Source organism: Aquabacter sediminis (assembly GCF_028863665.1).
GTDB lineage: Bacteria > Pseudomonadota > Alphaproteobacteria > Rhizobiales > Xanthobacteraceae > L1I39.
This window is the reverse complement of sequence record NZ_JARBFX010000001.1, coordinates 38,647-58,605: the sequence shown is the minus strand read 5'-3', so window position 1 is coordinate 58,605 and position 19,959 is coordinate 38,647. Positions and strand designations below refer to the sequence as shown.

Here is a 19,959-nt window from a genome sequence, read left to right as displayed (position 1 = left end):
GGGGGCGACCCGGCCGGCCTCCTCATGGCACGCGCTTCTTTTCCAGCTTCCGGGCGAGGGTCCGCCGGTGCATGCCGAGGCGCCGGGCGGTCTCGGAAATGTTGAAGTCCGTCTCCGCCAGGGTCTGGTGGATGCGCTCCCATTCCAGATTCTTCAGCGACGTGGGACGGGCGGTGACCGCGATGGTCTCGTCTCCCTCCGCGCGCCCGAAGGCGGCCTCGATATCGTCCGTATTGGCGGGCTTGGCGAGGTAGTGACAGGCACCGAGCTTGATCGCCTCCACCGCCGTGGCGATGCTGGCAAAGCCGGTGAGGACCACGATCCGGCAGTCCTCGTTGCGCCCGTGCAGCAGCTTGACGCATTCCAGGCCGGAGCCATTGGCCAGCTTCAGGTCCACCACGGCAAAGTCAGGGCTGGCGTCCTCGATCAGCTCGCGCACGCCCTCAATGGTGGCGCACACGCGCACATCATAGTCTCGCCGCTCGAAGGAGCGACGCAGCGCCTTGGCGAGTGTCTCGTCGTCCTCGACGATCAGGAGCAGGCCATTAGTGTCCATGGGCGCCTCCCGGCGACAAGGCGGACAATGGGAAGGCAAGCGTGACGCATGCGCCGTTCAACTCGTTCCGTACGGTAACGCGCCCTCCGAGCTTGCGGATCACATTCATCACCAGGAACAGCCCGAGGCCGCCGCCGGTCCGGTTCTTGGTGGAGCGATAGGGCTTGCCGATCTCATCCAGCATGTCCGGCGGAAATCCCGGCCCGGCATCGCGCACGGTCATCACAAGATCGCCCCCCGCTTCCTCGGCCGTCACGCTGACCCAGTCGGGGGAGGCCTCCAGGGCGTTGTCGAACACGTTGAAGATGACTTGCTTCAAGGCGGTGTCCGAGATGATGGGATCCGCACTGCGCACCAGATTGCGGAACTCCAAGACCGAGGGCGAGCGGCTGTCCCGCCATTCGGCAACCACCTCGTTGATGAATCCAGGCGCGGTGGTGCGCTGCGTCCCCTCGCCGCGCGCCTCGCCCGATGAGAGCAGGATGCCGGAGACGATGGCCTTGCAGCGACCGATCTGGCTCTGCATCTCGGCGATCTCCTCGGCAAGGTCAGGGTCTGCCTTGATGACCGGCATGCGTCGCCAGTCATTCAGGATGACGGAGATGGTGGACAGCGGCGTCCCCAATTCGTGCGCTGCGCCCGACGCCAGGAGGCCCAGGCGCACGATGTGGTCCTCCTCGGCCGAGCGCTGGCGCAGGTCAGCCAGATGCGCGTCGCGGTCCCGCAGGTTCCGGCTGATCTGGTTGAGGAACAGGACCAGCAGGGCCGCCGTGAGCACGAAGCACACGAACATGCCCTGCACCTGGAGTTCGGCCAGGCTCTCATCGAGCCCGAGCGGCAGCACCAGGGGCATGTAGGCCCGGGTCAGCCACACGAAGCAGCCCGCCGCCGCCGTGGCGAGGATCCAGGCGGACCACGCCTCCAGAAGAACGGCGCCCAGCCCCACCTGGAGCAGGAAAAGCGAGATGAAGGGGTTGGTGATGCCGCCGCTCAGATAAAGCTGGATGGTCAGGGCGGTCACATCCAGGAGCAGCTCGACCAGGAGCTCCATGTTGGTCACTACACCCTGACGCTGGTGCCGCCACACGCTCACCAGGTTGAGGGCCGCAAGAAAGCCCAGCACGGAGGCCATTTCCAGCAGCGGCAAATGAATGCGATACCAGAGCTCCGCCACCAGGATGGTCACCACCTGCCCGGCCGCCGCGATCCAGCGCAGCTGGATCACCAACAGCAGGTTCTTCTTGCCCTCCATGTCGGGATTGGAAAGGGGCATCAGGCGGACACGCGGGCTCGGGGTGAAGGACGGGCGAGGAAGCCTCAGCCCTTATAGACCGGATGCGCGCCCTTGGGATGGTGCACAGATGCCGGGAGGCGGGCTCAGATCCGCCGCCGCCACAAGGCGATGGCGGCGCCGGCCGACAGCAGCGCCATCGCGAACCAGGTGAGGGCATAGACGAGGTGATTGTCGGGGAAGGACACCACCGTCAGCCCGCCGGCCGGGAAGCGCCCCGCCGGTCCCGCGGCGTCCGAATCAATGAAATAAGGCGCGACCGGGCCAAGGCCGCGCGCGGCGGCGATGGCGGCCACGTCGCGGGAGAACCAGCGGTCGCCGGCCGGATCATTGGCGCGCAGGAAGCCGCCGCCGGGCTCGGTGAGACGCAGAAGGCCGCTGACGGTGACCTCGCCGGGCGGCGCGGGATCGGTGCGGGCCGCCGGATCCTTCCAGTCACCGGGCACATAGCCGCGATTGACGAGAATGGTGAAGCCCTGGTCGGTCTCAAGCGGCACCATGAACCAGAAGCCCGGGCCGAGCGTCGTCACCGCCTGCACCAGGGCGGCCTTGGCGGGCACAAAACGCCCGCGTGCGGTCACGCGCAGATATTCGGATGTGTCGGGCGAGACCTGCGGCCAGGCCTGCGGACCGGGTGCCGGAACAGCCGGCGCATGGATCCGGGCATCCACCCGCGCGATCAAATCGTGCTTCCAGGCCCGCCGCTCCACCTGCCAGAAGCCGAGGCCGCTGAAGAGCGCGGCCGCCACCAAGAGGAAGAGGCAGAACGCCACCGGCCGGCGACGGGGAGACGGAGAGGGACCGGGGGACGTTTCGCCCGCCCCCGGTCCGGTGGGAGATGCCCCGCTCAACGCGGCTGGCTCATCTCGTGTGTCGGCATCATGTTCGTGTTGAGGTGGTACATGACCCACAGCGAGCCGCTGAGGGCGATCACCACCACGATCACGGTGAAGATGAGGGCCGTGAAGGACCAGCCGCCCTCCGCCTTCGGGGTCATATGGAGGAAGAACACCATATGCACCACGATCTGCACCACGGCGAAGCCCATGATGACGATGGCGGTCAGCGTCTTGTCCGACAGGACCTCGCCCATCACCAGCCAGAAGGGAATGGCGGTGAGGATGACCGACAGGACAAAGCCGGCCATGTAGCTGCCGAACGAGCCATGAGCGTGTTCGTCATGACCGTGGGCATCATGACCGTGGCCGTGGCCCTCGGCGTGCGCGGCGGTGTTGGCGTGCGTGTCGGTGCTCATCTCAGCACCCCCATGAGATAGACAAAGGTGAAGACGCCGATCCAGATCACGTCCAGAAAGTGCCAGAACATGCTCAGGCAGTTGAGGCGCCGCTTGTTGGCCGCGATCAGACCCTTCTTGGAGACCTGCACCATCATCGTCACCAGCCAGATGATGCCGAAGGTGACGTGAAGGCCGTGGGTGCCCACCAGGGTGAAAAAGGCGGACAGGAAGGCGCTGCGCTGGGGCGTGGCACCTTCATGGATCATGTGGTGGAACTCGTAGAGCTCGATGCCGAGGAAGGCGAGGCCGAACAGGCCCGTGATCGCCAGCCACACCTGCACCTCCTTCACCTTGTCCTTGGCCATGGCGAGCATGGCGAAGCCGTAGGTGATGGAGGACAGGAGCAGCATGGTGGTGTTCAGCGCCACCAGCTTGAGATCGAACAGGTCCTTCGGGGACGGCCCGGCGGCATAATTGCCGCCGAGCACCGCATAGGTGGCGAAGAGCATCGCGAAGATGAGGCAGTCGCTCATCAGATAGATCCAGAAGCCCAGCGCGGTGCTGTGGCCTTCGGGATGGGCGTGCTCGTCGACTTCGTAGAAGACCGGGGCTTCGGCCGTGGTCGCGGTCGAGGTCTGGCTCATGGGGTCACCTGCCCGGCAAGGTCGCGCGTCCGCTGCTCTTCGGTCCGCACCACCTCATCCGCGGGGATGTAGAAATCACGGTGGTAGTTGAAGGTATGGCCGATGGCGATGGCCAGGAGAGCGATGAAGCTCAGGGCGGCCAGCCACCAGATGTACCAGATCAGGCCGAAGCCGAGGGCCACGCTGCAGCCGGCGAGCAGGATGCCGGCGGGCGTGTTGGACGGCATGTGGATGGGCTTGAAGCCTTCCAGCGGCCGCTTGTAGCCGCGCTTCTTCATGTCCCACCAGGCATCGCTGTCATGGATGACCGGGGTGAACGCGAAGTTGTAGGCGGGCGGAGGCGAGGAGGTCGCCCATTCCAGGGTGCGGCCGTCCCACGGATCGCCCGTGACATCGCGCAGCTGGTCGCGCTTCAGGATCGAGACGCCGATCTGGATCAGGAAGCACAGGATGCCGAGCGCGATCAGGAACGCACCAAAGGCCGCGATGATGAACCAGATGTGCAGCGAGGGGTCGTCGAACACCCGCAGGCGGCGCGTCACGCCCATCAGGCCCAGCACATAGAGCGGCATGAACGCGGCGTAGAAGCCGACCACCCACAGCCAGAAGGACGCCTTGCCCCAGAAGGGGTCGAGGCGGAACCCGAAGGCCTTGGGGAACCAGAAGTAGATGCCGGCGAACATGCCGAACACCACGCCGCCGATGATCACGTTGTGGAAGTGGGCGATCAGGAACAGCGAGTTGTGCAGCACGAAGTCGGCCGGAGGCACCGCCAGCAGCACGCCCGTCATGCCGCCGATGACGAAGGTGAGCATGAAGGCCACCGTGTACATCATGGGCACCTCGAACCGGATGCGCCCGCGATACATGGTGAACAGCCAGTTGAACATCTTCGCACCCGTGGGGATGGAGATGATCATCGTCGTGATTCCGAAGAAGGAATTCACGCTGGCGCCGGAGCCCATGGTGAAGAAGTGGTGCAGCCACACCAGGTAGGACAGGATGGTGATGACCACCGTGGCGTAGACCATCGACGTATAGCCGAACAGGCGCTTGCCGCAGAAGGTTGAGGTGACTTCCGAGAAGATGCCGAAGGCCGGCAGGATCAGAATGTAGACCTCCGGGTGGCCCCAGATCCAGATCAGGTTCACGTACAACATCGGGCTGCCGCCGAAGTCATTCGTGAAGAAGTTCATGCCGAGATAGCGGTCGAGGGACAGGAGCACCAGCACCGCGGTGAGCACCGGGAAGGTCGCCACGATGAGCACGTTGGTGCACAGCGAGGTCCAGGTGAAGACCGGCATCTTCATCAGGGTCATGCCGGGGGCACGCATCTTGATGATCGTACATATGAGGTTGATGCCGGATAGGGTCGTTCCCACGCCCGCCACCTGCAGCGCCCATATGTAATAGTCGACGCCCACATCCGGACTGTAGGCGATGCCCGACAGCGGCGGATAGGCCAGCCAGCCCGTCTTGGCGAACTCGCCGATGAACAGCGACATCATCACCAGGACCGCGCCGCCCGCCGTCATCCAGAAGCTGAAATTGTTCAGGAACGGGAAGGACACGTCGCGGGCGCCGATCTGCAGCGGCACCACATAGTTCATGAAGCCCGTCACCAGAGGCATGGCGACGAAGAAGATCATGATCACGCCGTGGGCGGTGAAGACCTGGTCATAATGGTGTGCCGGCAGGTAGCCCTCGGACCCGCCGAAGGCCAGCGCCTGCTGGAGGCGCATCATGATGGCGTCGGCAAAGCCGCGCAGCAGCATGATGATGCCGAGCACGATGTACATGATGCCGATCTTCTTGTGATCGACACTGGTGAACCATTCCCGCCACAGGTAGCCCCAGAGGCGGAAATAGGTGAGGGCGCCGACGACACCGATGCCACCCAGCGCCACCACGGCGAAGGTGGCGACCAGGATCGGCTCGTGGAACGGCAGGCTCTCCAGCGTGAGCCGCCCGAAGATCGGGCTCGTTTCGATGTGGGAAACAGACATGGAGGCGCAGTCTCAGGAGTTGGACGGCTTGCGCAGCATCGGAAGGATCTCATCCGATGAGGCGTTGAAGGGCGTGAAGCCCCGCTTGGCACCGGCGGCAAGGCCGGCGGCGGTGGAGACGGTGGCGGCAGGGCCGGTCAGGTCCTCGGGGGCGCAGATGCCCACCACGAAGCTGTTCTTCTCGCCGCCGAGAACGGTGCCGCGGCGGGCATACTTGTCGTAGGTCACCGGCATCACATTGTTGATGCCGGCCATGCCGAGGCCGCCCTTGGCGTCGATGGCCATCATGTCGGCCATGCACATCTTGCCCTGTTCGACGCACAGATTGACGATGGCGTTGAAGAGCTCGGGGTCCACCTTGGCGAAGTGCTGGACGGGGACATTCTCGCTCGGCCGCTCGATCGCCAGGTAGCTCTCGCGGGTCAGGTCGCCGCCGCCCGCCTTCACATCGGCCACCCACTTGTCGAAATCGGCGTGGGAGAGGCCCTTGAAGGCGAAGTGCATGCCGGAGAAGCCGGCGCCGGAATAATTGGCCGAGAAGCCGCGATAGGTGCCGGCTTGGTTGATGACCGCGTGCAGCTTCGATTCCATGGCCGGCATGGCGTAGATCTGGCCGGCCAAGGCGGGGATGTAGAAGGAGTTCATCACCGAGGAGGCGCTGATGCGGAAGGTGATGGGCCGGTCCACCGGAGCCGCCAGCTCGTTGATCGAAGCCACGCCCTGCTCGGGATAAATGAACAGCCACTTCCAATCGAGCGCGACCACCTGGACTTCCAGCGGCTTGGTGCCGGCAGGGATGGGCTGGTCCGGCGCGATGCGCGCCAGCGGACGGTAGGGATCGAGCAGGTGGGTGGCCACCCAGGTCAGCGAGCCCAGGCAGATGATGATCAGGAGCGGGGCGCCCCAGATGATCAGCTCGAGCTTGGTGGAGTGGTGCCAGTCCGGGTCATAGGTGGCCTCGGTGTTCTGCTGGCGATAGCGCCAGGCGAACAGCACGGTGAGCACCATGACCGGGATGATGATGATGAGCATCAGCACCGTGGACACGATGATCAGGTCGCGCTGCTGCATGGCGATGTCGCCGGACGGCGAGAGCACGACAAAGTTGCACCCGCACAGGAGAGCAACGAGCGGGAGCAGGGCGATAAATCGGAAGCGTCTCACCATTTCACCTGTCTTCGGACCATCAGGCAGGAACGTTGCCGTTTGGGGGGCATCGCTAGATGCAGCGCAGCAATTGGGACATTGGACAATTTGTCCAATCCCGTTAAGGGAGCGGGCGAAAGTTTGACGGTAAAATGTTCCGATAATGGTGCGCTGCAGTATTGATCAAGATGAAAAATCGTTTCCAACGCCTTGCCGTAGAGGCCCTTCTTTACGGCCATGATCTAGATCAAAATTGAGCGGGACTATGGAACCGACTCTGATCTAGACTGTTGCCCATAGGCTCAAGTCAGCGAGGCGGAAAAAATGGTTCACTCCGCAGGCACCCTCGGACGGGAAGGATTTCCCGCTCAAACCAGCCATCACGGCCGCGTCGATCCGGGCGAGATTGCCATCGGCGTCGTTATTGGCCGCACGTCGGAGTTCTTCGACTTCTTCGTGTTCGGCATCGCCTCTGTCATTGTGTTCCCCCACCTCGTCTTCTCGAACGTGGATCCGCTGACGGGAACGCTCTACTCCTTCGCCCTCTTCGCCCTCGCCTTCATCGCCCGGCCGTTCGGCACCGCCATTTTCATGGCGGTCGACCGCAAATACGGTCGCGGGGCGAAGCTGACATCCGCGCTCTTCTTGCTGGGCGTCTCCACGGTCGCCATCGCCTTCCTCCCGAGCCGGGAACAGGTTGGCCCGCTGGCGGTGTGGCTGCTGGCCATGTTCCGCATCGGCCAAGGTCTTGCATGGGGTGGCGCCTGGGATGGCCTCGCCTCCCTGCTCGCGGTGAACGCGCCCGAGGGCCGAAAGGGCTGGTACGCCATGTTGCCCCAGCTTGGCGCACCCATCGGCCTGATCGTGGCCGCGGGCCTGTTCGCCTATTTCTCCGGCACGCTTCAGGCGGATGATTTCTACAGCTGGGGCTGGCGCTTCCCCTTCTTCGTCGCCTTCGCCATCAATGTGGTGGCCCTGTTCGCCCGCCTGCGCATGGTGGTGACGCCCGAATATCAGGAACTGTTCGCCCGCGGCGATCTCAGCGCCGCGCCGGTGGGCGCCACCCTTGCCTCGGAAGGCCGCAAGATCGCGGTCGGTGCCTTCGCGCCGCTCGCCACCTTTGCGCTGTTCCACATGGTGACGGTGTTCCCACTGTCCTGGGTCTACCTGTTCGCCGACGAGCGCCCCACCCGCTTCCTGCTGATCGAATGCGTGGCCGCCGGCTTCGGCCTTTTGGCGGTGATCGCATCGGGCCGAATCGCCGACCAAGTGGGTCGACGGACCTTGCTGGGCGGCTCGGCCATCGCCATTGCGGTCTTCAGCGGCTTTGCTCCGCACCTTCTGGACGCGGGCTTTGCCGGCGAGGCGCTGTTCATGGTCACCGGCTTCGTGCTGCTGGGCATCTCGTTCGGCCAGTCCTCGGGTGTGGTGGCATCCAACTTCACGCGCACCTACCGCTACACCGCCTCGGCCATCACCAACGACCTCGCCTGGCTGTTTGGCGCGGGCTTCGCCCCGCTGGCGGCGCTGCTGCTCTCGTCGAACTTCGGCATCATGGCCGCCGGCGTGTATCTGCTCTCCGGCGCGGTGTGCACACTCCTGGCGCTGCGGTTCAACAAGCAGTTGCGCCTCGCGGCCGGCGAATAGACGGCAGGACCCCCACGCAAAAACGCCCGGGCCAGAAGCCCGGGCGTTCTTTTCTGAACAGGCCTCTTAGCCCACGCTCTCGATCCCCGGCAGGTCGGGTCCCACCGGGACCACACCCGAGGGATTGAGCGCCTTGATGGAATAATAGCCCCGCTTGATGTGATCGATATTCACGGTCTCCCGCACGCCGGGCACCGCCAGCACGCGCAGCAGATAGGCCGACAAGGCGGGATAGTCGGCGAGGCGGCGCAGGTTGCACTTGAAGAGGCCGTAATAGGCCGCATCGAACCGCACCAGCGTCACGAACAGGCGGATGTCGGCTTCCGTGATCTGCTCCCCGAACAGGAAAGGCCCGCCCTCGGCCAAACGCGGCTCCAGGTGGTCGAGCATGCCGAACACGTCCCAGAACGCCTCTTCATAGGCCTCCTGGGTGGTGGCGAAGCCGGCGCGGTATACCCCGTTATTGAGGGTGGGATAGATGTCGGCATTCAGGGCATCGATGCCGCCCCTCAGATTTTCCGGGTAGAGATCAATTCCGGACGATGCCAACGCGCCGAAGCCGCTATTGAACATGCGGATGATGTCGGCGGATTCATTGTTCACGATGGTGCCGCGCTCCTTGTCCCAAAGGACGGGAATGGTGGCGCGTCCGGTATAGTGAGGGTCCGCCCGGCTATAGAGCTCGTGCATGTAAGTGGCGCCGTTCAACGTGTCCCTGTCGGCGCCGGGATAGTCGCCGAAGCGCCAGCCCTGGTCGGTGAGGGCCGGCTCCACGACGCTGACCGAGATGGCATCCTCCAGCCCCTTCAGCTTGCGCGCCATGAGGGTGCGCGAGGCCCAGGGGCAGATATAGCCCACATAGAGATGGTAGCGCCCCGCCTGGGCCGGAAAGCCGCCCTCCCCCGTCGGCCCCGGAGCGCCGTCGGGCGTGACAAAGTTCCGGAAGCCTGAATCCTGGCGGACAAAGCCACCCTTGGAATCCGTGCCCTGGACGGGCTGCCAGTCCTTGGTCCACTTGCCGTCCACCAGCATGATCGCATCATCCCTTCATGCGCCGCCCGGCGCGTTGGAGAACATTTCACCGTTCGTCTGGTCCGCCCTGACCGCATCAGGTGCGCGCCGCACCAGCGGTCACGATCCGCACTGCCGTGCCCCACGGGTCCGTGAGTTCGAGCGTGTCCGCGGCCTCCTGGCCCGCCCGCGCGGCAATGGCGGCGAGGCGATCGGCATCCAGAGCGATCTCGAAGGCGGCAAGCCCAGTCGAAGGAAAGGCCCGAACGCCAGCGCCCCGGCTGTTCCACACATTGGTGGCCAGGTGGTGGTGATAATGGTCCAGGGCATAGAAGGTTCCGCCGGGATAGCGGCTGGTGATGCCGAAGCCGAGAAGGCCGGCATAGAAGTCCTCGGCCGGTGGCAAGGCGCCCACTTTCAGATGCACATGGCCGACCCTGGTGCCCTCCGGGGCTCCGCGCCAGGACGAAGAACCCGCGGCCTGAACGAGATCGTCCACATCGAGCGGCTCTGTGGCCATGTGCACGGTCCCCGCGTCCCATGTCCAGGCTTGCGGCGGGCGATCCGCATAGATCTCGACGCCGTTGCCTTCAGGGTCGGACAGATAGATGGCCTCGCTCACCAGATGGTCGGAGGCCCCCACCACCGGCGCGCGGGCGGCGGCCGCATGCTTCACCCAGCGCGCAAGATCGGCCCGCTCGGGCAGAAGAAAGGCGGTGTGGAAGAGACCGGCCTCGCGGGGCGTGGCGCGGCGGGCGGCGCGGTCCTGCCGCAGTTCCAGGAGCACATCCCCTCCTGCGCCCAACTCCGCCACCGTCCCATCGGACCGCAGCGCCTCGAAGCCCAGCACATTCCGGTAGAAGCGCGCGACCAGGTCGAGATCGTTCACGGTGAGGACGACGCGGCCCATAGAAAGCGCAGGTATTGCGCCGGGAGCAATCGGAAGGGAAGTGGTCATGGTCATGTCCTCCGGACCGGCGCCGATCCGATGCGGACCTGGGCCCCGGCCGTTCCCGGCCGTCCGGCGCGAACCTAGCACGTTCGGCCGGACGACGAGGGGCGTGGGGATCAGCGCGAACGGGCGCCGAGCGGGGTGGGCTTCAGGGCGAAGGCGCCGTCGCCAAGCAATGCCAATGCGAGGAGGCCGGCGATCCACAAGGCGAGGAATTCCCAGCCGCCCTTGGGGTTGTTGAAGAAGAAACCGGCATGGATGTGCACGGTGAAGAGCGCGCCGAGGAGGATCGGGATCACCGCGATCGCCACCAAGCGCGGCCAGAGGCCGAGGATCAACGCCACGCCACCCACCACTTCCCACACGATGGTCACATAGGCCAGCCATCCGGGAAGGCCGAGCGAGCCGAAGAAGCCGGCGGTGCCGGCAGGGGTGAAGACGAAGATCTTAAGCCCGGCATGGGCCAGGAACAGCACGCCAAGCACAAGGCGCAGCAGCAAGGCGGCATAGGGGGCGGTGCGGGTATCGGTCATCGGTAGGTCCTGGGGAAAGGAAGGATGGCGGGAAGATGCCCCCAACCCGATCCGATGATTATCCGGGCGGGCCCGCAGGGTTTCCTTCCAATCTGGAAAGAATGGTCCGGTTGCAATCTCCAGACCTCAGCGCGCTTCTTCCTTGCCCGCCAACCGTTCGCCGGCCTAGTGCCGGCGCGGACCCTCACCAGCCCTGATCCCAGGCGGGCTTGCCGCGGAAGCAATTGGCGAGGAAATCCACCAGCACCCTCACTTTGAGGGCCAGATGCCGGCCGGGCGGATAGAGCGCGTAGAGCCCGTGCGGGTCGCGTTCGAACGGCGCCAGCAGCCGTACGACCCGTCCCGCCTTGAGACTCCGGCCGGCAATGAAACTCGGCATATTGGCGATGCCGAACCCCGCCTCCGCCGCGGCAAGGCACGCCTCGCCATTGGAAAAGCGCAACCGCCCGGACACAGGCACCGGCACGCTCGCGCCATCCGCGCCCTTGAAAACCCAGGTCATCGGATCTGCGAAATTGGTGTCGATGAGGCATTCGTGCCCCAGAAGCTGCTGGGGCTCCTCCGGCGTGCCGTGGGCGGCGAGATAAGCGGGCGCGGCCACCAGCACCACGCGGGCCTCGCACAGCTTGCGCGCGATGAGGCTGCTGTCGCCGGGCGATCCGATGCGGATGGCGGCGTCGAACCCCTCGTCCACCAGGTTCACCACCCGGTCGGAGAAGGACACGTCCAGCTGGATGGCGGGAAAGGCCTGTGCGAAATCCAGCAGCACGGGGGCAAGCTGGATGGTGCCGAACGACATGGGCGCGGTGATGCGCAGCCGGCCCGAGGGCGTGCCCGACGCCTGCCGCACCGAGGCATCGAGCGCGTCGAACTCCTCCAGCAGGGCCTTGATGCGCTCGTAATAGGCTTGACCCACCTCGGTGGGCGACAAGGCGCGGGTGGTGCGCTTGATGAGCTGGACATTAAGATCGGTCTCGAGCTTTGACACCAGCTTCGAGGCTTGTCCGCTGCTGGTGCCAAGCCGGCGCGCGCCACCGGCAAAGCTGCCAGCGTCGAGCACCGCCACGAACATGCGGTCGCATTCCAGACGTTCCACGAGACCCGTTCCATTTGAGACGCAAAGGAAGCCCATACGGACCCATTATGCGTGGAATGGAAGTGACGTTTCCGTCATCCGCCTGGTCAGGCTTCGGGAGGATGGGCCGCCATGTCGCTCCAAAACTCCAGGCAGGTCCGCGCCATGCGCAGGCCCAGGTCCAGGGGGGCCATGCGGCGGGTGCCCTGGCGCTCCACATTCTGGGCCGCGATCGCTTCCAGCACGGCCAGCCGCTCGCGATACAGGCGCATCTGGTCGGCGGCGAGCGCCACCAACTGCTCGCGGCTCATGAACTCGGAGAAGAAGAGTTGCAGGACGGCCATGTCCCGCATTTCGAAGACTTCACCGGGAGGCGACAGGAACCAGTCATCCAGCGCCTTCCGGCCGGCCTCGGTGAGGGAATACATCTTGCGATGCCGCCCCCCCTCCTCCTGCTCCTGCGCCAGCAGGCCGAATGCGGCGAGGCGCTCCGGCTCGCCATAGAGCTGGGAATGGGGGAAGGGCCAGAAATAGTTCACAGACCGGCCGGCCGCCCGCTTCAGCTCATAGGGGGTGGAGGGGCCACGCAGTCCGATCAGGCCCATCACCAGATAGGAGACCGGGCTCAGGCGGATGGCGGCGGCATCACCGGGGGAAGCATGCTTTGACATAGTCCGATTCATACCATACGCTTTGGACTATAGAAACGAGACCATCCAGAGAGGATGGCGATGGGGAGGGTATGACATGAGCGGCGGAAATCGCACGCCCGAAACGGCGCTGTCCTACCGGCCGGCAGATTGCAGCGTCCCGGTGCTGGAGCGCAGCATCGGCGATGCGCTGCGTGCGGCGGCCGCCCGCCACGGCAATCGCACCGCCTTGGTGGAAGGCGTGGAGGGACCTCGCCGCCGCTGGACCTACAGCCAGCTTCTGGCCGATGCCGAACAGGTGGCGCGTGCGCTCCTGGGGCGCTTTCAGCCGGGCGAGCATGTGGCGGTCTTTGCCGCAAACAGCCCCGAATGGGTCCTGCTGGAAATGGGCGCAGCGCTCGCCGGCTTGACCCTTGTGACCGTCAATCCCGCCTTCCTGGCCCAGGAAGTGGCCTATGTGCTCGGCCAGTCCCGCGCCAGCGGCGTGGTGGTCCAGCCCGAATATCGGGGCCGCGATCTCCTGGCCGTGGTGGCGGAGGCGCGCTCGGGCCTGCCCCATCTGCGGGAGGTGATCGCCCTCGACGGCTGGTCCGCCTTCCTCGCCTCGGGCGTGCGAGACACGGTCCTGCCGGATGTGGCGCCCCTTGATATCGCGCAGATCCAGTACACGTCAGGCACCACGGGCTTTCCAAAGGGGGCCTGCCTCACCCACCGGGGGCTTGCCAATAATGGCCGCCTGTTCGCGCGCGCCATCGGGGCCGGACCGGAGGACGTATGGGTCAATCCCATGCCCATGTTCCACACCGCCGGGTGCGGGCTCGTGACCCTTGGCGCGCTCCAGACCGGTGGGGTTCACGTCCTGCCGCCCGCCTTCGACCCCGCCCTCCTGCTGGCCCTTTTCGAGGCGGAGCGGGGCACGGTGATGCTGTCCGTGCCCACCATGCTCATCCGCCTGCTGGACCATCCCGACGCCCGCACCCGCGACCTGACCTCCTGGCGTCTCTCCGCGCTGGGCGGGGCACCCGTGCCGCCGGAACTGGCGCGCCGGGCGGCGGAGGAGGTGGGCCTCAAGGTCACCATCGGCTTCGGCCAGACCGAGGCCTCGCCCTACATCACCCACACCGTGCCGGACGACCCCAATCCCGACTGGATCGAAACCGTCGGTCGCCCCCTCCCCCAGACCGAGCTGAAAGTGATCGATCCCCTCTCCGGTGAGACCGTGCCGCTCGGCGTGGTGGGCGAGATCTGTGCCCGGGGCTGCGGGGTGATGGCCGGCTATTTCGACAATCCCGGCGCCACCGCTCATGCGCTGGATGCCGAAGGCTGGCTGCATACGGGCGATCTCGGCAGCCTCGATGCGCAAGGCTACTGCCGCATCCAGGGGCGGCTGAAGGACATGATCATTCGCGGCGGCGAGAACATCTATCCCCGCGAGATCGAGGATGTGCTCTTCACCCATCCCGGCATCGCCAATGTGAGCGTGGTGGGGGTGCCGGACGCCGAGTGGGGCGAGCAGGTGGCCGCCTTCATCCAGCCTCGCGCGGGGGTGCCGGTCGGCACGGACGAACTGGCCACCTTCTGCCGCGCGCATCTCGCGCCTTTCAAGGTGCCCCGCATCTGGCGGGTGGTGACGGCCTTTCCCCAGACCGCATCGGGAAAGATCCAGAAATTTGCGCTGCGCGAGCAAGTGCTAAGGGAAAAGGAAACGGTTCAGTGACGAGATCGCTCAAGGGACAAACCCTGTTCATCACTGGCGGAAGCCGCGGCATCGGCCGGGCCATCGCCCTGCGGGCCGCCCGCGACGGCGCCAACGTGGCCATCGCCTCCAAGACCGCCGATCCCCACCCCACCCTTCCCGGCACGATTTTCACGGTGGCCGAGGAGATCGAAGCGGCCGGCGGCCGGGCCTTGCCGTTGGAGATGGATGTGCGCAACGAGGAGGAGATCGCCAGCGCCGTGAAGCGGACCGCGGATCATTTCGGCAGCATCGACATTCTCGTCAACAATGCCAGCGCCCTCTATCTGGCCCGCACCCCTGATACGCCCATGAAGCGCTTCGACCTGATGCATCAGGTCAATGTGCGCGGCACCTTCGCCACCACGCAGGCCTGCCACCCCTATCTCAGCCGGGCGCGCAACCCCCACGTCCTGGTGCTCTCCCCGCCGCTCAACCTTATCCCGGCCTGGTTCGCGGACCATTGCGCCTACACCATGTCCAAGTATGGCATGAGCATGTGCGTGCTGGGCATGGCGGAAGAGTTCCGGGCGGCGGGCATTGCGGTCAACGCCTTGTGGCCCGCCACCATGATCGACACCGCCGCCACGAAGATGATCGGCGTCTCCGGCGGCGGGTGCCGGACGCCGGACATCATGGCGGACGCCGCCCATGCCATCCTGACCCGCGACGCTCGCATCGCGACGGGCCGCTTTTTCCTCGATGAAGACGCGCTTGCGGACGAGGGGGTGAGGGACTTCAGCCCCTATGCGGTGGTGCCCGGCGAGGCGCTCACCAAGGATCTGTTCGTGGCCTGAGCGCGCCCCTCTCCCCTCTTTCGACGCCAAGAACCAAAAAACCCCACCGGGAGGACAATATGAACGTCACGTGGAGGCGCGGCCTGGCCGCCGCGCTGAAAGGCATCGTTGCGGCCGGCGCGCTGGCCGGCCTGACACTCACGTCCGCCGGGGCGCAGATGTCGGACAATGTGGTCCGCATCGGCGTCCTGAACGACCAGTCCGGCCCCCTGTCGGGCTATTCAGGGCCCGGCTCGGTGATCGCCGCGCGCATGGCGGTGGAGGATTTCGGCGGCACCGTCAACGGTGTCCCCATCGAGGTGGTGGTCGCCGACCACCGCAATTCGCCCGACATTGCCGTGACCACGGCGCGGGAATGGTTCGACGCCAAGGGCGTCGACGTCATCACCGACCTGACCTCCTCCACCATCGCGCTTGCCGTGCAGGGGCTGGGCCGGGAGCGGGGCAAGGTGATCCTGCATGTGGGCGGGGGCACCGACCGCCTCTATGGGGCGGACTGCTCGCCCACCGGCTTCCTGTGGGTCTACGACACCTATTCCTTCGCCCGCGGCATGGGCCTTGCCCTGTCGGGGGGACCGACGGGAAGCTGGTTCTTCATCGCCTCCGACACGGCCTTCGCCAAGGCCATGGAGGCGCAGCTGGGGCCGGTCATCCAGGCCAGTGGCGGGCGCATCCTTGGCGCGGTGAAGCATCCGGTCGGCGCCCCCGACTTCTCGTCCTATCTGCTCCAGGCCCAGGCCTCCGGCGCGCGCAACATCGCCTTGCTCAATACCGGCGACGACACCGCCAACGCCATCAAGCAGGCGCGGGAGTTCGGGCTCGACAAAAGCGGGCAATCATTGGTGGGCACGGTGATCTACCTGCAGACCATCCAGGCCCTGGGCCTGGAGGCCGCGCAGGGCCTGAAGTTCGTTACCACCTTCTATTGGGACCGCACCGACGCCACCCGCGCCTTTGCCAAGCGGTTTGGCGAACGCAGCGGCGGGCGCATGCCGTCCCAGGTCCAGGCCGGCATGTATTCGGCGACGCTGGCCTATCTGAAGGCGGTGGCGGCGGCAGGCACCGACGAAGGCAAGGCCGTGGCGGAGAAGATCCGGGCCCAGCCGGTGGACGACTTCTTCGCGGAGGGTGCGCGGGTGCGGGCGGACGGGCGGCTCATGAACGACCTGTTCCTGGCCGAAGTGAAGAGCCCGGCCCAGTCCAAGGGCCCCTGGGATTTCTACAAGATCAGCACCCGCCTGAAGGCGGATGATGTGATCCGCCCGCTCGATGCCGGCGGCTGCCCCTTCGTGGCGAAATGACCGGACGGGGGCGAGCCAAGCGACCCGCCCCGCCCGCTCATGGCATCAGGGCGATCTGTTCCAGGCCCAGCGTCTCGGGATAGCCCAGCACCAGGTTCATATTCTGCACCGCCTGGCCGGAGGCGCCCTTCACCAGATTGTCGGTGGTGGAGAGCACCACGGCCCGGCCATTGGCGCGATCCGCCACCACGCCGATAAAGGCCATGTTGGACCCGCGCACATGGCGCGACTGCGGAACCTGGCCAAACGGCAGGACGTGCACGAAGGGCTCGCCCTTGTAATAGTCGGCCAGCAAAGCGTGCAGGTCGGCGGGCTTGGCGCCGGTGGTGCGCACATAGAGCGTGGCATAGATGCCCCGGTTCATGGGCACCAGATGCGGTACGAACATGGGCGCCACGGACCGGCCGGCGGCCTTGGAATATTCCTGGTCCAGTTCGCCCATGTGCCGGTGCGCACCCACCGAATAGGCATGGATGCCTTCCGAGACCTCCGAGAACAGCATGTTCTCCTTGGCCGCGCGGCCGGCGCCGGACATGCCGGTCTTGCTGTCGATCACGATGGTGTCGGGATCGATGGCGGAGGCCTCCAGCAGAGGCACCGCCGGCAGGATGGCCGTGGTGGTGTGGCAACCGGGATTGGCCACCAGCCGCGCCTTGCGGATCTCGTCGCGATAGATCTCAACGAGGCCGAACACCGCCTCCTTCTGGAGATCGAGGGCGGAATGGGGGTGGCCATACCACTTCTCGTACATGCCGGGGTCCTGGAGCCGGAAATCGGCGGACAGGTCCACCACCTTCACGGCCGGGGCCTTGTCGAACACCTTCTTGATGACTTCCTGCGTGGTCGCATGCGGCAGCGCGCAGAAGACGAGGTCGACGGCGGTGAAATCCACCTCGTCGATGGTGATGAGCTTGGGCAAGGCGAAGGGCGCAAATTGCGGGAAGACATCGGCCATGGACTGCCCTGCCTTCCGATCCGCCGTCAAGGCGACGATCTCGACGCGGGGATGGCGCAGCAGCAGTCGGACCAGCTCGGAGCCCGTATAGCCCGAGGCGCCCAGTACTGCGATCCTTGCCTTGCCAGCGTCCGACATGATCTTCTCCCGTCGAGAAAAGGTGTGCTGCGGGAAGGGCTTCCCTTCCCGGCACCGCATCCCTGATCGGCGCGGCGCGTGAGGCGCGTCGGCAGCAATGCGGGGAAGGTCTGTACACCGAAGCCGTTACGGGCGAAAGACAGGAGACGACAGCTGGTCCGTTTCCGGTCTGTTCCCCCTTGCCCGCGTCTCGTTCATGATGGACGCGGCGATTCGCCTGACCTAAAGAGTGCCATGTCCGATAGCGACGATCTCTTCGCCTCCCGTCCCGCCGGCGCCGCCAAGGCGCCCGCTTCCGGCCGCGCCAAGACCACCGTGGTCCTGGCCATGGCGAGCGATTACACCGCCGCCCATATCGAGGTGCTGGAAGGCCTGGAGCCGGTCCGGCGCCGGCCCGGCATGTATATCGGCGGCACCGATGCCAAGGCGCTGCACCACCTCTTCGCCGAGGTCATCGACAATTGCATGGACGAAGCGGTCGCCGGCCATGCCACCTTCATCGAGGTGCAGCTTTCCGCCGACGGCACGCTGACGGTCTCCGACAATGGCCGCGGCATTCCCGTGGAGCCGCATCCCAAGTTCCCTAAGAAGTCCACCGTCGAAGTCATCATGACCACGCTCCATGCGGGCGGAAAATTCGACAGCAAGGTCTATGAGACCTCCGGTGGCCTCCACGGCGTGGGCGTCTCCGTGGTGAACGCCCTCTCCGACCTCCTGGAAGTGGAGGTGGCGCGCAACCAGGTGCTCTATCGCCAGACCTTTTCGCGCGGCCTGCCGCAAGGCCCGCTGAAGGAAGTGGGCCGCGCGCCCAACCGGCGCGGCACACGGGTGAAATTCCATCCGGACCCGGAGATTTTCGGCGCCGGCGCCACCTTCGAGCCGGCCCGCGTGTTCCGCATGGCCCGCTCCAAGGCCTATCTCTTCGGCGGCGTGGAAATCCGCTGGTCCTGCGATGCCGCGCTCCTGGTGGGCGTGACCGGCGTGCCGGAAAAGACCAGCTTCCGCTTCCCGGGCGGCCTTCGGGACTATCTGGCGGCGGACCTTGAAGGCCAGACGCTGGTCCATTCGGACATCTTCTCCGGCCGCACCCAGAAGACCGGCGGCCATGGGGCGGTGGAATGGGCGGTGGCGTGGGTGGCCGATGCCGACGGCGGCATCTCCTCCTACTGCAACACCATTCCCACCCCGGATGGCGGCACCCACGAGAATGGCCTCAAGCTGGTGCTGCTGAAGGGCCTGAAGGACCATGCCGAGCGCACCGGCCAGGGCAAGCGCGCCGCCATCCTGATCGGCGACGACGTCACCACCGGCTGCGCCGCCATGCTGTCGGTCTTCGTCCGCGAGCCGGAATTCCAGGGCCAGACCAAGGACCGCCTCGCCACGGCGGAGGCCGCACGCATCGTCGAGCAGGCGATCCGCGACCCCTTCGATCATTGGCTCGCCGCCAATCCGGTCCAGGCCACCCGCCTCCTCGACCATGTGATCGATCGTGCCGAGGAGCGGCTGCGGCGCAAGCAGGAAAAGGAAATCTCCCGCAAGACCGCCGTGCGCAAGCTGCGCCTGCCGGGCAAGCTGGCGGATTGCTCCAACACCGAGGCGGCCGGCTCCGAGCTCTTCATTGTGGAGGGTGACTCGGCCGGCGGTTCCGCCAAGCAGGCCCGCGACCGCCGCACCCAGGCGGTGTTGCCCTTGCGCGGCAAGATCCTGAACGTGGCAAGCGCCGGGCGCGACAAGCTCGCCCAGAACCAGCAATTGGCGGACCTGCTCCAGGCGCTCGGCTGCGCCACGCTCTCCCATTATCGCGAGGCGGACCTGCGCTACGAGAAGGTCATCATCATGACCGACGCGGACGTGGACGGCGCCCACATCGCGTCGCTCCTGGTGACCTTCTTCTTCCGCCAGATCCCCAAGCTCATCGAGCAGGGCCATCTCTTCCTGGCGGTGCCGCCGCTCTACCGCATCACGCAGGGCGCCAAGACGCTCTATGCACGTGACGACGCGCACAAGGATCAGTTGCTCAAGAAGGAATTCTCCAGCCGCGGCAAGGTGGAGATCGGCCGCTTCAAAGGCCTCGGCGAGATGATGCCGGCGCAGTTGAAGGAGACCACCATGGACCCGCGCACCCGCACGCTGCTCCAGGTGAATATCGAGGAAGCCGCCGCCGCCGCCACCGCCGACCTGGTGGAGCGCCTGATGGGCAACAAGCCGGAGGCGCGGTTCGCCTTCATCTCCGAGCATGCCGCCTTCGCCGGCGAAGAGATTCTGGACATCTGACCGGGCGGACG

General features: G+C 65.9%; 18 protein-coding genes. 5 read left to right on the top strand and 13 right to left on the bottom strand.

Annotated features, from left to right (window positions below; translation table 11 throughout):
• Positions 1-22: 22 nt before the first annotated feature.
• From PV781_RS00265 to cyoA, 7 genes are all read right to left on the bottom strand, one after another.
• Positions 23-556: a response regulator transcription factor gene (locus PV781_RS00265; RefSeq protein WP_274773653.1), complete on the bottom strand. Its 534-nt coding sequence runs from the start codon at positions 554-556 to the stop codon at positions 23-25.
• Positions 546-1,829 (bottom strand): ATP-binding protein, encoded by a 1,284-nt coding sequence (locus tag PV781_RS00260; RefSeq protein ID WP_274773652.1) that lies wholly within the window; start codon positions 1,827-1,829, stop codon positions 546-548. Before PV781_RS00260 ends, PV781_RS00265 begins: the two co-directional genes overlap by 11 nt.
• Before the next feature lie 104 nt (positions 1,830-1,933).
• On the bottom strand, positions 1,934-2,620 hold the full coding sequence (locus PV781_RS00255; protein WP_274773651.1) for an SURF1 family protein: 687 nt from the start codon (positions 2,618-2,620) through the stop codon (positions 1,934-1,936).
• 74 nt (positions 2,621-2,694) lie between these two features.
• Positions 2,695-3,102: a cytochrome o ubiquinol oxidase subunit IV gene (gene cyoD / locus PV781_RS00250; RefSeq protein WP_274773650.1), complete on the bottom strand. Its 408-nt coding sequence runs from the start codon at positions 3,100-3,102 to the stop codon at positions 2,695-2,697.
• Positions 3,099-3,728, bottom strand: a complete 630-nt coding sequence (gene cyoC, locus PV781_RS00245) for a cytochrome o ubiquinol oxidase subunit III (protein WP_274773649.1) — start codon at positions 3,726-3,728, stop codon at positions 3,099-3,101. Before cyoC ends, cyoD begins: the two co-directional genes overlap by 4 nt.
• Complete coding sequence (gene cyoB / locus PV781_RS00240) at positions 3,725-5,734, bottom strand: cytochrome o ubiquinol oxidase subunit I (protein WP_274773648.1); 2,010 nt, start codon at positions 5,732-5,734, stop codon at positions 3,725-3,727. The genes cyoC and cyoB overlap by 4 nt, the downstream gene beginning before the upstream one ends.
• A 12-nt stretch (positions 5,735-5,746) precedes the next feature.
• Positions 5,747-6,898 (bottom strand): ubiquinol oxidase subunit II, encoded by a 1,152-nt coding sequence (gene cyoA, locus PV781_RS00235; RefSeq protein WP_274774138.1) that lies wholly within the window; start codon positions 6,896-6,898, stop codon positions 5,747-5,749.
• A 306-nt stretch (positions 6,899-7,204) separates the two neighbouring features.
• Between cyoA and PV781_RS00230 the strand changes: the two genes are divergently transcribed.
• On the top strand, positions 7,205-8,527 hold the full coding sequence (locus PV781_RS00230; protein ID WP_274773647.1) for an MFS transporter: 1,323 nt from the start codon (positions 7,205-7,207) through the stop codon (positions 8,525-8,527).
• A 66-nt stretch (positions 8,528-8,593) separates the two neighbouring features.
• Here the strand turns inward: PV781_RS00230 and PV781_RS00225 are convergent, their stop codons facing one another.
• The 5 genes from PV781_RS00225 to PV781_RS00205 all read right to left on the bottom strand — a co-directional run bounded on the left by PV781_RS00225 (position 8,594) and on the right by PV781_RS00205 (position 12,769).
• On the bottom strand, positions 8,594-9,559 hold the full coding sequence (locus PV781_RS00225) for a glutathione S-transferase family protein (protein WP_274773646.1): 966 nt from the start codon (positions 9,557-9,559) through the stop codon (positions 8,594-8,596).
• Positions 9,560-9,635: 76 nt separating this feature from the next.
• The gene (locus PV781_RS00220; protein ID WP_274773645.1) at positions 9,636-10,496 is read right to left on the bottom strand and encodes a VOC family protein; all 861 of its coding nucleotides are present in this window, start codon (positions 10,494-10,496) and stop codon (positions 9,636-9,638) included.
• Positions 10,497-10,606: 110 nt separating this feature from the next.
• A complete protein-coding gene (locus PV781_RS00215) occupies positions 10,607-11,023 on the bottom strand; it encodes a DoxX family protein (protein ID WP_274773644.1) in 417 nt (138 codons plus the stop codon).
• Between the two features lie 184 nt (positions 11,024-11,207).
• Positions 11,208-12,119: a LysR family transcriptional regulator gene (locus PV781_RS00210; protein WP_274773643.1), complete on the bottom strand. Its 912-nt coding sequence runs from the start codon at positions 12,117-12,119 to the stop codon at positions 11,208-11,210.
• 86 nt (positions 12,120-12,205) lie between these two features.
• Positions 12,206-12,769: a PadR family transcriptional regulator gene (locus tag PV781_RS00205; RefSeq protein ID WP_274773642.1), complete on the bottom strand. Its 564-nt coding sequence runs from the start codon at positions 12,767-12,769 to the stop codon at positions 12,206-12,208.
• 76 nt (positions 12,770-12,845) lie between these two features.
• Here PV781_RS00205 and PV781_RS00200 point away from each other — a divergent pair, with 76 nt between their 5' ends.
• The 3 genes from PV781_RS00200 to PV781_RS00190 are packed head-to-tail and all read left to right on the top strand — an operon-like array spanning position 12,846 to position 16,581.
• Positions 12,846-14,465: an AMP-binding protein gene (locus PV781_RS00200; RefSeq protein ID WP_274773641.1), complete on the top strand. Its 1,620-nt coding sequence runs from the start codon at positions 12,846-12,848 to the stop codon at positions 14,463-14,465.
• Positions 14,462-15,280, top strand: a complete 819-nt coding sequence (locus PV781_RS00195) for an SDR family oxidoreductase (protein WP_274773640.1) — start codon at positions 14,462-14,464, stop codon at positions 15,278-15,280. Before PV781_RS00200 ends, PV781_RS00195 begins: the two co-directional genes overlap by 4 nt.
• A 59-nt stretch (positions 15,281-15,339) precedes the next feature.
• Positions 15,340-16,581: an ABC transporter substrate-binding protein gene (locus tag PV781_RS00190; RefSeq protein WP_274773639.1), complete on the top strand. Its 1,242-nt coding sequence runs from the start codon at positions 15,340-15,342 to the stop codon at positions 16,579-16,581.
• A gap of 37 nt (positions 16,582-16,618) precedes the next feature.
• Here the strand turns inward: PV781_RS00190 and argC are convergent, their stop codons facing one another.
• The gene (argC, locus tag PV781_RS00185; protein WP_274773638.1) at positions 16,619-17,674 is read right to left on the bottom strand and encodes an N-acetyl-gamma-glutamyl-phosphate reductase; all 1,056 of its coding nucleotides are present in this window, start codon (positions 17,672-17,674) and stop codon (positions 16,619-16,621) included.
• A 234-nt stretch (positions 17,675-17,908) separates the two neighbouring features.
• Here argC and parE point away from each other — a divergent pair, with 234 nt between their 5' ends.
• Positions 17,909-19,948 carry a DNA topoisomerase IV subunit B gene (parE, locus tag PV781_RS00180; RefSeq protein ID WP_274773637.1) on the top strand — a complete coding sequence of 680 codons (2,040 nt, stop codon included), beginning with the start codon at positions 17,909-17,911 and terminating at the stop codon, positions 19,946-19,948.
• The last annotated feature ends 11 nt before the right edge of the window (positions 19,949-19,959 follow it).

What these genes read in the sequence shown, in the direction of transcription:
- PV781_RS00265 (WP_274773653.1), bottom strand. Translation starts at nt 556, where the DNA reads ATGGACACTAATGGCCTGCTCCTGATCGTCGAGGACGACGAGACACTC.
- PV781_RS00260 (WP_274773652.1), bottom strand. Translation starts at nt 1,829, where the DNA reads ATGCCCCTTTCCAATCCCGACATGGAGGGCAAGAAGAACCTGCTGTTG.
- cyoD (WP_274773650.1), bottom strand. Translation starts at nt 3,102, where the DNA reads ATGAGCACCGACACGCACGCCAACACCGCCGCGCACGCCGAGGGCCAC.
- cyoC (WP_274773649.1), bottom strand. Translation starts at nt 3,728, where the DNA reads ATGAGCCAGACCTCGACCGCGACCACGGCCGAAGCCCCGGTCTTCTAC.
- cyoB (WP_274773648.1), bottom strand. Translation starts at nt 5,734, where the DNA reads ATGTCTGTTTCCCACATCGAAACGAGCCCGATCTTCGGGCGGCTCACG.
- PV781_RS00230 (WP_274773647.1), top strand. Translation starts at nt 7,205, where the DNA reads ATGGTTCACTCCGCAGGCACCCTCGGACGGGAAGGATTTCCCGCTCAA.
- PV781_RS00225 (WP_274773646.1), bottom strand. Translation starts at nt 9,559, where the DNA reads ATGCTGGTGGACGGCAAGTGGACCAAGGACTGGCAGCCCGTCCAGGGC.
- PV781_RS00220 (WP_274773645.1), bottom strand. Translation starts at nt 10,496, where the DNA reads ATGACCACTTCCCTTCCGATTGCTCCCGGCGCAATACCTGCGCTTTCT.
- PV781_RS00215 (WP_274773644.1), bottom strand. Translation starts at nt 11,023, where the DNA reads ATGACCGATACCCGCACCGCCCCCTATGCCGCCTTGCTGCTGCGCCTT.
- PV781_RS00205 (WP_274773642.1), bottom strand. Translation starts at nt 12,769, where the DNA reads ATGTCAAAGCATGCTTCCCCCGGTGATGCCGCCGCCATCCGCCTGAGC.
- PV781_RS00200 (WP_274773641.1), top strand. Translation starts at nt 12,846, where the DNA reads ATGAGCGGCGGAAATCGCACGCCCGAAACGGCGCTGTCCTACCGGCCG.
- PV781_RS00190 (WP_274773639.1), top strand. Translation starts at nt 15,340, where the DNA reads ATGAACGTCACGTGGAGGCGCGGCCTGGCCGCCGCGCTGAAAGGCATC.
- argC (WP_274773638.1), bottom strand. Translation starts at nt 17,674, where the DNA reads ATGTCGGACGCTGGCAAGGCAAGGATCGCAGTACTGGGCGCCTCGGGC.
- parE (WP_274773637.1), top strand. Translation starts at nt 17,909, where the DNA reads ATGTCCGATAGCGACGATCTCTTCGCCTCCCGTCCCGCCGGCGCCGCC.